Genomic DNA, 12,480 nt, shown 5'->3' on the forward strand with positions numbered 1-12,480 from the left:
CCACGCGCATGCGGATCCGTCTCGCGCAATCGGCCGACAACGCGCGCATTCTCGATTTCCAGTCCCGTCATGCGATGCAGGGCAGCCTGCCGCTGCGCTTCGATCGTGCGCCTGACTACTTCGCGCTGCATCGCTGCCACGCGCCGCATCATGAGGTCTGGCTCGCGGAAGATGAGCGTGCGTCGTTGAAGGGGCTTGCGAGCCTCGTCGTGCGCGACGGCTATCTCGGCGAGCGCGCGCAGCCGGTCGCCTATCTCGGCGACCTGCGGCTGATGCACGACCGGCGGCTGTCGCGCGAGTGGACCGACTCGGTGCGCGCGCGCTTCGCGACGCTGCGCGCCGACGCCGGCGTGCAGCATGCGTATTGCTGCATGATCCGCGATAACCGGCTCGCGGTGCAGTCGCTGGTCCGCTCGCGGCGCGAGAACCGGCTGCGTTTCACGCACTGGCTTGGCTACGAGAACGTGTCGATCTACGCGCAGCGCGGGCTGTCGTCGGTGCCGCGTTGCGTGCCGGGCGTGCGGATCGTCGATGCGCAGCCGCATCATGCGGACGCACTGCGCGCGTTTCTCGATGCAGAATCGCGCCGCCAGCCGTTCGGCGGCGTGTTCTCCGCGGACGAATTCGCGCGACGGCTCGACACGTGGCCATCGTTCGGCATCGACGCGTTCCTGCTGGCGCTCGACGCGCACGACAACCTGGTCGGCTGCGTCGCGCCGTGGGATGCGGGCGAGATCAAACGGATCGTGCTCGAACGGCTGCCGTTGCCGCTGCGGGCGGTCCGTGTCGCATTCAATGCGGTCGCACCCGCATTGCGCCGCCCGCGTATCGCGGCGCCCGGCGAGCCGTTGCGAGACGTCTATCTGACGCACCTGCAGGTGCGCGACCGCGATCCGTCCGTGTTCGCTGCGCTGCTCGATGCCGCGTGGTTGCGCGTGCGCAATAGCCATGCGCTGATGCAGTTGTGCCTGTACGACGGCGATCCGCTCGGGCCGGCGCTCGCGCGCTACCACGCGACGCGTACGCCGATGGATCTCTATACGCTGTCGACCGGCGAGCCGGTCGCGCCGATCGACGGCCTGCTGGCCGGCCGCGTGCCGGGTTTCGAGATCTACCTCGTCTGAGCGCGCGTGACGTGCAGCAGGTCGGCGAACGCGAGCCAGAAGCGGCCGGCGTCGAAGCCGAGCCCGCCGAGTACGGGCTGGCCGTGGTCGAGCCGCGGCAGGCAGACCTGCGGGATGCCGGCCATCACCTGGTGGTCGAGATAGAACTGTCCGTCGTGCGCGCAGCCGGGACGATGCCCGTTCAGCCGCCCGTGATGCGAATCGAAGCGCGTGGACGCCTCGACGGACCAGCTCACGCCGTGCACGAGATGCAGGTCGCGCGGCAGCGCGGCAAGCATTGCGCCGACGCGCGGATCGCGCCGGCTGCTGATGTCGCGCGTGCCGGCGTCGGCCCAGCGCGTGCGCAGCATGCGGCGTGCGATGCGGTCGGGCCACGGTGCGGCCACGTGCGACGGCATGCCGTGGCGGAAGATCGTATCGACGATCGCGGACGGCCCGCACGGCGGCTGCATCAGCGCGAGGCCGGCACAACGCGCCGCCAGCGCCGGGTCGACGACGAGCGCGGCGAGCGTGTCGATGCCGCCCTTGCTGTGCGCAAGCGCGACGAATTCGCCGCCGGCCGGCAGGTGCTTGCGCAGGTATGCACCGATATGCGCGCCCTGATCAAACACGCCGCGCGCGGAACGCACCGGCACCGTCAGCACGCGATAGCCGGCCGCACCGAGCGTCTGCCGCGCGCCGCGATTGCAGCCGGGCAGCCATTCCGAATACAGCCCGGCGACGAGCACGACCGTCGTCGTCAGCGGCAGGCGGGCGGCGCGCCGTGTCCAGCCTTCGATGAACGCGTCGGTCCGGTCGAGGTTCGGCACGGCACGCGTGAACGGCGTCGTCGGATAGTGGCGCCGCCAGTCGTCGAACCCGTCGGGCGTCCACGGCGCGCGTGTCATGCGTGTGACTCCGGCTCGGGTTCGGCAGTGGCCAGATACGGTTCGAGTGCGGCGCGTGCCGCGCGCAATGCCGCATCGCTGTCGAGGCGGTCGGGATGGAACCGCGGCGAGAACCAGAACAGCCACATCGGCATCACGCGCGTGAAGATGCCCGGCGCGACGAACAGCCAGCGCAGCAGTTGCAGCCAGCCGCGCAGGTTCCAGGTCTGCCCGTCGACGGCGACGAGGCGGTGCACGAAATAGATCAGGTCGATCACGAAGTAGACGGAGATTCCGAGCATGGCCGCGCAGCGCACGACATAGCGCCGCACCGCGTTCGGCATGGCCGCCGTGAACACGTCGAACGCAACGGTCTTGTGCTCGGTTTCCTCGATCGCATGCCAGCGCCACACGGCCGCCATCGTCGGGTCGGCGCCGTCGAGGATCGCCGGGTCGCTCAGCAGGCGGTGCGCGAGGATCGTCGTGTAGTGCTCGAGGCACGCCGTCAGCGCGAGCCGCGTGACGGGCGCCACCTGTCGCGCGGCATTGCGCTGGCGTGTTTCGAGCAGCGCCTCGAGCGCGTCGACCGGCACGTGCTGCGACGCGAGGCGTGCGTTGTAGCGCCGGTGCACGCGGATATGCGACGCTTCCTGCCGCACGAACGCGTCGACGTCGGCCGCGAGCGATGCATCGCCGCCCACCTGGTCGCGAAACGGCCGCACGCTTTCGATGAAGAAGCGCTCGCCGAGCGGGAACATCACGGAAAACGCGTCGAAGAAGCGCGTGACATGGCACGTGCCGCGATACCAGAAGCGCGGAATGCGTTCGTCGATCGCGAAGCGCACGTCGCGGGTCGGCATGCGCGACGCGGGGCTGTCGGTGCTCGGGTGGCGAAACGGCCGCATGCTAGTTCCGCCCCGCCAGGGACGGGCCGCGGGCCGTTACCGGCGGCTGACGCATCTGTTGTATCCTCCCGTGCAAACAACCGCCATTCCGAGCCATGAACCGACCGAGCGCGCAAGCCGCCGCCGCGCAGACCCGACGTTACGACCGGGCGAACCTGCTCGTGCTCGCGCTGCAGAGCGTGGTGTGGGCCGGCGCGCTCACCTGGCTCTCACATACCGGCGCCGGCGCGATCAAGTGGCTCGTGCTCGTGCCGTTCTGCCTCGTGATGCAGGGCGTGTTCTCGATGATGCACGAAACCTTCCACGGGTTCGGGCATCGCCGGCCGATCGCGAATTATATGATGATGTGGTGGGCGTCCACGATGTTCGGCGCGGCCGCGACACTCATTCACGTGAACCATCTCGGCCATCACGTACGCAACCGCACGCGCGCCGAGCGCGCGGATTTCGCGACCGCGGACGAATCGCTGCTGCGCAAGCGCATCGAATACTACGCGGCGATCCTCGGAGGCATCTGGCTCGGCAGTTTCGTCGGCAGTTTCGTGCTTGCGCTGGTGCCCGGTCGCACGATGCAGCGGCTCGCCGCGCGCGGCGACGACAACACCTACGCGGCCGCCTTCAAGGAATTCACGACGGCCGACTTCCGCCGCATCCGCTACGAAACGCTTGCCGCGGTCGGCGCCTGGCTGCTGGCCGGCTGGCTGCTCGAATGGTCGGCGTCGGCGGTGCTGCTCGCGTATGTCGCGTTCGCGTTCTCGTGGTCGTCGCTGCAATGGGTGTACCACATGCGCACGCCGCTCGACGTCGTCGAAGGCACGTACAACATGCGCGCGCCGACACCCGTGCGCTGGCTGCTGCTGAACTTCAACTACAACCTCACGCATCATCGCCGCCCCGCATTGCGCTGGCAGGACATGCACGCGGTGTCGGACCTGCGCGAGACACGGCCGCTGTGGTACGGCTGGCTCACGATTTTCGCGCCGCCGCGCCGGCTGCCCGACGATCTCGCGCAACTCGACAAGACCTATTTCTGATGGATATCTTCGCCCGCAGCCCGGCCGACGCATGGCGCACGTTCGCACGCGCCGCGCAGCCGGACGTCGATCGCTGGCAAGCCGGCCTCGACGCACCGGGCGACACGCAGGCGCGGCGGCTGACGGCGCTGCTCGCCGCGAACCGCGATACCGCATTCGGACGCCGGTTCGGCTTCGACCGGATCGACAGCCCTGCGCAGTTTCGTGAGCGCGTGCCCGTGCATGCGGCTGCCGATTTCCTGCCGTGGCTCGATCGCGTGTCGCACGAAGCGGAACCGGTGCTGACCGCCGAGCGTCCGGTGTTCCTCGAACGCACGAGCGGCAGCACCGCGCGCCAGAAGCTGATTCCCTATACGCCCGCGTTCCTGCGCGAACTGCAGGCCGCGATGATCGTATGGCTGGCCGACATGTATCGCGCCTGTCCGGCGCTCGGCGAAGGGCGCGCGTACTGGTCGATGTCGCCGCCGCTGCAGGCGCCCGGCGTCGCGCCCAACGGGATTCCTGTCGGCTCGGCGAGCGATCTCGACTACCTCGGCGACAGCAGCGCGGCCGCGCTCGCGTCGACGCTGCTCGTGCCGCCGCTGACCGGTAACGCAGCGACGTGGCGACGCGAGACGCTGCGTGCGCTCGTTGCGGATGAAGCGCTCGCATTCATCAGCGTATGGAGCCCGACGTTCCTGACGAGCGTGCTGCGCCCACTGTTCGATCGCGACGCTGCCGACAGCGCGCGCGATCTCGCGTGGGTCGACGCATCGCTGCCGGCCGACCGCCGCGCCGCGCTGCGCCGTGCGATCGAGGCGGGCGATTGCCGTGCGCTGTGGCCGCGCCTGGCCGCCGTGAGCTGCTGGCTGGACGGCCCGAGCAAGCATTACGCCGACGCGTTGCGCGTGCGGTTTCCGCAGGCGCAATGGCTGCCGAAGGGGTTGTTCGCGACGGAAGGTGTCGCGAGCGTTCCGTTCGGCACGGGCGACGGTTGCCCGCTCGCGATCGGCAGTCACTACCTTGAATTCGTGCGCGACGACGGCAGCGTGTGCGACGTCGAAGGGCTGCGCCCCGGCGACGACGTGCAGGTGCTGCTGACCACGGGCGGCGGGCTGTATCGCTATGCGCTCGGCGATCGCGTGTGCGTGGTCGGCATGACCGCGCGCACGCCGCGCATTGCGTTCGTCGGGCGCGCGGCGGCGAGCGTCGATCTCGTCGGCGAGAAGCTCGACGAACAGCTTGCGGCCGCCGCGCTGAACCGCGCGCGTGGACAACACAGCGAAGTCGGCGCATGCATCGTGCCGTGCGTGGCGAACGAAGGGCTGCCGCACTACGTGCTGTGCGTTGCCGGCGACATCGGCACCGATGCAGCCGACGCAATGTGCGCAGCCGTCGAAGCCGAACTGGTGCAGGCGTTCCACTACGCGCACGCACGCCGCCTCGGCCAGCTCGGCCCGCTGCGCGTGCGCGTACTGGGCCGATCGCCGGCGCGGCTCGGCGACCTGCAGCAGCAGGCGTCCGAACGGGCCGGCATCCGCGCGGGCGACGTGAAGCCATGCGCACTCGTGACGCGGTTGCCGGTGGCCGGCGCGCTGCTGGCGATGACGAATGACTGACGCGATGAACGACATGATCGAACCACGCGGATGCGGGCACGACTGCCCGTCGCGCGATGCGGCGGCGGCGCACGAGCATGCGCCGCCGGCCGATGGCCTGCACGAGCAATGGTTCGTCGCGTGCACCGAACGCGAACTCCCGCGCGACAAGCCGCTCGGCGTGCGGATCCTCGATACCGGCATCGTGCTGTTCCGGCAGCGCGACGGCCGGATCGCCGCGCTGATCGACCAGTGCGTGCATCGCGGCACGCGGCTGTCGGCCGGCAAGGTCGATCGCGACACGCTCGTGTGCCCGTATCACGGCTGGCGCTACGACGGCGAAGGGCAGGTCGTCCATGTGCCGAGCATCGACGGCACGCAGCCGACGGGCCTGCCCGGCCGCTATCCGTTCCGGCAGCGCACGCTGCCCGTGCAACTGCTCGACGGGCTCGTGTGGGTGTACCTCGGCGCGGGCGATCCGTCGGCGCGCGCGATTTTCCGGATGCCGTTCCGCGATGTCACGCCGTGGCAGTCGTACTACATGGTGAACACGTTCGACGGCGACATCGCGATGCTCGCGCAGAATTTCATGGACGTGCCGCATACGGTGTTCGTGCACGACGGGATCTTTCGCAGCAGCCGCGGCCAGGCGATGGAAGCGACGGTCGCGACGACACGGGACAGCGTGGCCGTCACCTATCACGACGGCGATGACAAGATCGGCTTCTGTCTCGACTGGCTCACGAACCCCGATCGCGTGCCGCTCGCGCACGTCGACCGCTTCATCGCGCCGAACGTGACGCGCTGCGACTACCTGTGGGGTGAACGTTCCGGTTTCCTGATCGTCAGCCAGATCACGCCGATCGATGCGCGCCGCTCGCGCGTCTATACGTACATCGCCTATCGCTTCCGGCTGCCGCGCTGGATGCTGCGCGCGCTGCGGCCGCTGCTGAACCTGTACACGCACCTCGTGATCCAGCAGGACGTGCGGATCATGCGCGCGCACCGGCAGGGCCTCGACAACGCGCCTGACTTCCGTCCGCACAACGTGCGCGCCGACATCGTGCACGTCGCGATCGACCGGCTGCTCGATGCGGTGAAACGCGGCGAGCCGCTGCCGGCCGCGCAGTGCGGCGAGAAGGTGATGCGGTTCGAGCTGTAGACGCCGCGCGGTGTGTCTAGTGCGCGGGGCCGGTCTGGCCGGATGCGGGCGGCGCGAACGCGGTGCCGTCCGTCAGGTAGCGGTGCACGGCCGGCAAATGTTCGAGCGCGAGCGCCGGATACGCGTGATGCACCTGGTGATAGCCGATGTTGCGCGGATACAGCACGAGCTTGCCGATCCAGCCGAATGTCATCGTGCGTGTCATGTGCCAGATCGATTCCGGCGTGCGTTCGTCGATCTCGACGTGCTGATGTTCGAGCAGCACACGGTTCGCGTTCATGATGCCGCCGACGATCCACGGCAGTCCGTAGTACGTGAAGAACGGCAGATCCCAGTGCACGACGGCCGCGATCGCGAGCAGATAGCCCGCGCAATGCGGCAGGTCGGCGCGCGCGCAGGCGATGACTTCAGGGTGACGGCGCAAATCCTGGCGCGAGCGGTCCTGCATGAAGCCGCGTGCATACCACGGCCGGAACGCCGGCCACGCGATCGCGAGCGGCGCCATCAGCGCGCGCAGCGGCCACCAGACCGGCAGCAGCGCGCCGCGCAGCATCATCACGCGCTGCACCCAGCCGCCGCGCGCGGCCAGGCGGTGCAGGTACGGATCCTCGGCGGTGCCGACCGCGCGGTGATGGCGCAGGTGGTGATAGCGCATCGCGGCGATCGACGAACCGATCGTCCAGCCGGCGAGTACTTCGACGAGCGCGAGCGGTAGCGTCATGCGCCGCATCGGGAGGTGGCAGGCGTCGTGCAGGATCACGCCGAATGCCTGCAGCCGGCCCGCGATCAGCAGCACGGCCGCGACATAGACGAACGGATTCGGCACGAAGCGGATCGCGGCCCAGCACAGCAGGATGCCGAGCCAGTCGATGCACGCATAGCGGACGAGCCGCCATGGCCGTGCGCCGGCTGCGAAAGGCAGCGTGCGGTTCAGTTCGGCAGGCGTCGGCAGGGCGGATGGCGTAGGCATTCGATGAGGTCGGGCGCACCGTCGATGGCGCGCGTGCAGGCGTATCGGCGGCAATATACACCGGATTCTTCAGACGAAGAGAGGTAGCGTTCAACGCCTGGCGCAGGGTGTGCCGAACCATCGCATGGCCGCGTGCGCGGCTTCGTCGACGTTCGACGCATCGCCACTGGCTCTCTCGACGACACCGTCGGGCCGTGCGAGCCCGGCGCGCAGTCCCTGCCGGTCTTTCGCATCGCCCGCGCGACCGCTTGTTTACTCGAGCAGCCGCAACGCGTCCGCGAGCGACAGCACCGTCGTGCGCGATTCGAAGGCGGTGGCGAACAGATGCTCGTGAACCACCGGGTCCGGGTCGTAGCAGCAGTCCTTGACCGTATACAAGCGGAAGTCCGCATCGCCCGCGTGGGCGATCGACGACAGCATCACGCCCGTCGACGCGATGCCGACCATGATCAGTGAATCGACACCTTGCTCGACCAGCCGCGCCTGCAGATCGGTGCCGTAGAACACGCTGGCGCGGTGCGCGACGATCAGCGGCTCGTCGGGCTGCCGGCCGAGCTCCGGGCACGGGCCGTCGTTGATGAAGAGGCCGAGCTGCTTGATGCCCTGGCCGTTCTTGTTGCGCGGGCTGACTTCCGGATAACCGGGGCTGAACCGGAGGGTCGCGAACCAGACGCCGATGCCGCCGGCCCGCGCCGCATCGCAGAGCCGGCGCGTATTGGCGAGCAATTCGGGCGCGACGGACGGAAAGAGGCCGAGGATGTCGGTCTGGTAATGCATGACGAGCAGCGCGGTGCTCGACGGCACGATGGCGGGAATCGGCGCGGACGGGCTGTCGCCGGGAGTCGTGCGGGTGGTCGTTGCGATATCCGGTGCGTGTTGCCGAGTCATGAACGAGAGTCTCCGATAGCCCGCGGGGAATGTCAGCGTCCCCGATTTGTACCGGAAAATCGGGGACGCTGCCGATGCGATTTTCGTAGGAGCGTTTTATCGTGCTGCGAGCCGGTGACCGTCACGCCGGCGTCGCATGCCTGCCTGCCGGCAATGTACTGGCGGTCGCCTTCATCGTCTCCGACGATAGTCGATCGCTGAATCCGGAATTCAGCGATGACGACGGATCGGATCATGGCCGCCCGACTTTTGCCTATAAGGAGCAGCGGCCGAAGTTGTGCGGATTGCCCCTATTACCCCTCTTACCCGAGGCTGCCTATAATCGTCGTCATCTTGCCCGAGAAATCGCGGTTACCAAGGTGAGGGGGTGTCCAAATGGGACAGTGCCGTCGCATCTATTCGCGCTTGGTCCTCGCAAGCTCGATCGTCGGTCTGGGATGTCTGGCAGGCGCAGGCCTCGCGTACGCCGAGGACGCTCCTTCGAGCGTGCCGACCGGGTTCAAGCCATCGGAAAGAACGATCAACGCCTATGCGGTGTATGGCGACGGACGCGCGACCAACGGTGGCGATATGCATTGGCGTGCCTACGAAGTCGGCTTCGGCGACGTCTTGAATGACTACCTCTCGGTCTACCTCGCGTATCTGAACGAGGGGCATCCCCTCGATCACCACCGTGACGGCTTCGCCGCCATAGGTTCGTTTCGTTGGCCGGTCGGCGATCGCCTGGCGCTCGAGTTGTCGGCGGGGCCGTATTTCAGCATGGACACGACACATGTCGACGACCAGCCGCGCAATGAAAAGCGATGGGGCGTGCGCGCCTCGGCAGCGGTGCGGTATTACGTCGTCCCCAACCGCTTCTTCCTCAAGGTGCAGTACAACCACGTGCAGATGATCGACGGATTCAACTCCGACGCGGTGCTCTTCGGCATCGGCTCGGATTTTGGCGGCGATCCTGGCCCGGCTTTTTCGGACGGCAAGACGCAGGTCGGCGTTTGGGCCGGGACATCGCAGACGAACCGTCCCCAAGTGCCGATCGAAAAAGGGTATATGGTCGAAGTCAAGCGGCCGCTCGGCAATGCGTGGGCCTATTCGGCGAGCTTCGTCTACGAAGGCAATAACGGCGTCGCCGGCCGAAGAGGCGTGGCGGCGCAATTCTGGTATGTCGCGCCGATCAAGAGCAAATGGACGCTTTCGGCAGGTGTGGGCCCGTATCTCTCGCATGATCGGGACGAGGTCGCGAGTAAAACGAGACTCAATGCCTTGCTCAGCGCGCAGGTGACCTATCAGGTAACGAACGATTGGGCGGCGAGCTTACGCTTTAATCGTGTCGCAACCGGCAACGACAAGGACCAGGACATGTTCATGGTCGGCGTGGCGCGCAATTTCTAGCGGCTCGGCTTGCACCGAATCGACATCGGCCTGCATGCGAGTGACCGTTTTACCGTCGGAAACGGCCTTTTGGAAGTCGGCGTGTTGTGCGGCCCAGTTGGGTCGAGCGCAGCCGATGGCCGAATTCCCCATCAAGCGCACGCGCCGATATGACTCTGCCGCCGTTGCGCCAGGTGGCGCTCGACTAATCCCGCCGCCTCAAAAAATCGACCTTCCCGAATAAGTCGTCAACCATTCCAAAGCCATAGTGCTGGCACTCCGGCAATATAAACCGACTATGTCATCTGGGCGCCGACCAAGTGGGCGAGTGCCGCGCGGCCTTCGACGACCGGGTTCGGCCGCGGATTCAACCCGTCGATGCAACACACTTGAGGCTGCATAGCAGCAAGGAGTGTTGCAATGAAACAGAGACGTCGGATCTACTATGCAGACAGCCCGAAGGCGTTAATGTGGGAGCGCTGGCGCTGCAACAGCGCCTCGCGGGAGTTGACACCGGGCTCCGCAAGGCCGTGGTCGGTGACAATTTTAATTCGCAACGTGCGACCTCATGAATTCACGACGGTTTCGCCCCTCATCGCCGGTCCGAGGCGGCGAAGTGACATTTTTACTTCGCAAACGGTGACAACTTTGCTTCGGTCTACGGCAGCGTGGCGCTAGCCCCGCTCTTCCGAACGGGTCTAGCGTTAGCCGCCGGTGTTCGATTGACTCGCAATCAGTCGCGCCCCGCAGGCCAGTTCGTCGCCGTCGCACGCGGCTGGTTGACCATCGAAGCGGCCGCGACCGGATACCTTCACGATCGTCGTCGGCCCGTGAATCTCGCAGATCGCGGGATCGTGCAGACGAGCGATCGCTCGGCCCTTGATTCGCGAATGCGGTGCGCCCGACAGGACTCTTCCGCCATGGCTATGCCCATCGCCTTCTAGGACGTAAGGTTTCTCGCTCATCAGAAAGCCCAGCTGAAGTCCTGAGGATGGGCCTGCCGGGCTGCCGCGTCCGGGGGGCTCAGCATCACGATCGTGGCGTGTAGCGGATCGCGTAGGTTCACGAGCGCGCTGGTTTTGCCGTCCTGGTAATTCATCATCAACGCCAACGCGAGCTGGACCCACGTGGAGCTGGTACCGGTGTCGCCGCCGATGCGACGTTGCATGTCGAACGCGTCTTTCGGGTCGTCCAAATCGATATGCTGCGGGTTGTCGTGCAGCGCCTGCACCAATAGCGGGAGTTGGCTGGATGACGCACCCGTGTCGTAAAACATCCGACTCGGCTGACTCTCGGGAGTAACGGTTTGCAATGCGTCCTGCCAGCCCGTTTTGATCTTCTCGATGCGCTCACCCTTTTTCAGCGGTTCGCCGTGACCGTCGCTCAGGTCGATGCGCACCGGGCGATGCAGATACGCCAGTACCGGCCAATCGTCGTACTCTTTCAACTGCCAGTTTGTCCACGGCACGGGCACCCAGGGATTCGGCTTGAACCCTTCGGGCACTTTCAACTGTGTGGTTTTCCAGAACTCCGGCAGCTTTGATTGCCAGTAGTCCCACGGCATTTCGTTACGATGGTCCTTTCGATACTGATCCTGCTGGTGCCAGAAGTAGTTCCACAGCTTGATCACGTCGTACTGCGTCTTCGAACTGTCGATCGCGGCCGGCGCATCAGTCACGTATGGCCGGATCAGTCGATCCACCCGATCCTTGCGTGTCACAAGCAGCGCCACGAAACTGTCCGGTCGCTTCGGGACGAAATTGCCGTCAGTATCCGACTGCGCGAGATCCTCGCCTGGCGTTCGCATGTACGCGCGAGTGTTGAGCCCATCCTCGACTAACAGGACGACTGCTGGCAGGTCCGGATGACGTTCAAAGACATCAAACACGCGGGCCACAACGTCGTCACCGTGCTCGGTCTGGACCTCGTCGAGACGAATATAAATAGGATTCCCGATTCCAGCGCCGTTGTCGGCAGTTCCTATGTGGGTTGCCATGCGATCGGCACCTGGATTGCTATCGTCTCTCGGCGGCCCGGCGACGATAACCGGGATTGGCCAAAAGCCGAGCCAGCCACGCAGCGCATATCCGAATACGTTGTTTTCGCGCTGACGTCCTTGCGAATCGCGCGTCTCGCTCGACCACGGATACTCCTTTGGGTCCTGCAGCAGGAGTTTGCCTTTCTGGCCGACTTCATCGAGACGCATCAACAGGGCTCGTTGACGGAACCGGTCGACGGTGACACCGAGGCGCCGCACCTCCAGCGTAAATCGCGGATCGTGTGCCGCCGCAGCTGTCGTTGCGCCGTCGGAAACGGTCGCCGCCTGTACTGCGGCTGGGTCGGACTGGCCTGGTGCATGCCGGCGCGTCCAGATGGTGTATCCGGTCGCGATCATGCCGGCGAGCAGCAGGATCGGTAACAGCCACAACAGCGCCCGTTGGTTCATCGATATCGTTTCCCAGGAGATATAGCCGTTCATTGTGGCCAATTTGAGCGCAATACTCCAGACCAGCGCTAGGCACATTACCAACGCGACCACCAGATGTCCGCCCGACAGGCGCTTGGAAGCAGTGGAATTCATCGCAT

General features: G+C 66.3%; 11 protein-coding genes. 5 read left to right on the top strand and 6 right to left on the bottom strand.

Annotation, left to right across the window (positions count from 1 at the left end):
- Positions 1 to 8: 8 nt before the first annotated feature.
- On the top strand, positions 9 to 1,124 hold the full coding sequence (locus LGM56_RS01855) for a hypothetical protein (RefSeq protein ID WP_226202436.1): 1,116 nt from the start codon (positions 9 to 11) through the stop codon (positions 1,122 to 1,124).
- Here LGM56_RS01855 and LGM56_RS01860 read toward each other — a convergent pair.
- Together LGM56_RS01860 and LGM56_RS01865 are read right to left on the bottom strand one after the other, a co-directional pair.
- Positions 1,112 to 2,011 carry a hypothetical protein gene (locus tag LGM56_RS01860; protein WP_226202438.1) on the bottom strand — a complete coding sequence of 300 codons (900 nt, stop codon included), beginning with the start codon at positions 2,009 to 2,011 and terminating at the stop codon, positions 1,112 to 1,114. The two genes, LGM56_RS01855 and LGM56_RS01860, sit on opposite strands and share 13 nt — an antisense overlap.
- Positions 2,008 to 2,895 (bottom strand): metal-dependent hydrolase, encoded by an 888-nt coding sequence (locus tag LGM56_RS01865; RefSeq protein ID WP_226202440.1) that lies wholly within the window; start codon positions 2,893 to 2,895, stop codon positions 2,008 to 2,010. The genes LGM56_RS01860 and LGM56_RS01865 overlap by 4 nt, the downstream gene beginning before the upstream one ends.
- Positions 2,896 to 2,990: 95 nt before the next feature.
- Between LGM56_RS01865 and LGM56_RS01870 the strand changes: the two genes are divergently transcribed.
- The 3 genes from LGM56_RS01870 to LGM56_RS01880 are packed head-to-tail and all read left to right on the top strand — an operon-like array spanning position 2,991 to position 6,668.
- Positions 2,991 to 3,929 (top strand): fatty acid desaturase, encoded by a 939-nt coding sequence (locus tag LGM56_RS01870; RefSeq protein WP_226202442.1) that lies wholly within the window; start codon positions 2,991 to 2,993, stop codon positions 3,927 to 3,929.
- On the top strand, positions 3,929 to 5,527 hold the full coding sequence (locus tag LGM56_RS01875) for a GH3 auxin-responsive promoter family protein (RefSeq protein ID WP_226202444.1): 1,599 nt from the start codon (positions 3,929 to 3,931) through the stop codon (positions 5,525 to 5,527). The genes LGM56_RS01870 and LGM56_RS01875 overlap by 1 nt, the downstream gene beginning before the upstream one ends.
- Entirely contained in the window at positions 5,520 to 6,668 is a 1,149-nt protein-coding gene (locus LGM56_RS01880) for an aromatic ring-hydroxylating oxygenase subunit alpha (RefSeq protein ID WP_226202446.1), read from the top strand. Before LGM56_RS01875 ends, LGM56_RS01880 begins: the two co-directional genes overlap by 8 nt.
- A gap of 16 nt (positions 6,669 to 6,684) precedes the next feature.
- Here LGM56_RS01880 and LGM56_RS01885 read toward each other — a convergent pair whose 3' ends face one another.
- Both LGM56_RS01885 and LGM56_RS01890 read right to left on the bottom strand, forming a co-directional pair.
- Positions 6,685 to 7,638, bottom strand: a complete 954-nt coding sequence (locus LGM56_RS01885; protein ID WP_226202448.1) for a fatty acid desaturase family protein — start codon at positions 7,636 to 7,638, stop codon at positions 6,685 to 6,687.
- 252 nt (positions 7,639 to 7,890) lie between these two features.
- A complete protein-coding gene (locus tag LGM56_RS01890) occupies positions 7,891 to 8,526 on the bottom strand; it encodes an isochorismatase family cysteine hydrolase (protein ID WP_226202450.1) in 636 nt (211 codons plus the stop codon).
- 375 nt (positions 8,527 to 8,901) lie between these two features.
- On the opposite strand from LGM56_RS01890, the gene LGM56_RS01895 reads away from it, so the two are divergent.
- Positions 8,902 to 9,915, top strand: coding sequence for a hypothetical protein (locus LGM56_RS01895; RefSeq protein ID WP_226202452.1), 1,014 nt, complete (start codon positions 8,902 to 8,904; stop codon positions 9,913 to 9,915).
- A gap of 683 nt (positions 9,916 to 10,598) precedes the next feature.
- Here LGM56_RS01895 and LGM56_RS01900 read toward each other — a convergent pair.
- Both LGM56_RS01900 and LGM56_RS01905 read right to left on the bottom strand, forming a co-directional pair.
- Entirely contained in the window at positions 10,599 to 10,859 is a 261-nt protein-coding gene (locus LGM56_RS01900) for a PAAR domain-containing protein (protein WP_226202454.1), read from the bottom strand.
- The gene (locus tag LGM56_RS01905) at positions 10,859 to 12,475 is read right to left on the bottom strand and encodes a DUF2875 family protein (protein WP_226202456.1); all 1,617 of its coding nucleotides are present in this window, start codon (positions 12,473 to 12,475) and stop codon (positions 10,859 to 10,861) included. Before LGM56_RS01905 ends, LGM56_RS01900 begins: the two co-directional genes overlap by 1 nt.
- Positions 12,476 to 12,480 lie beyond the last annotated feature (5 nt).

It is taken from the genome of Burkholderia sp. AU38729, from assembly GCF_020419725.1.
Classification (GTDB): Bacteria; Pseudomonadota; Gammaproteobacteria; order Burkholderiales; family Burkholderiaceae; genus Burkholderia.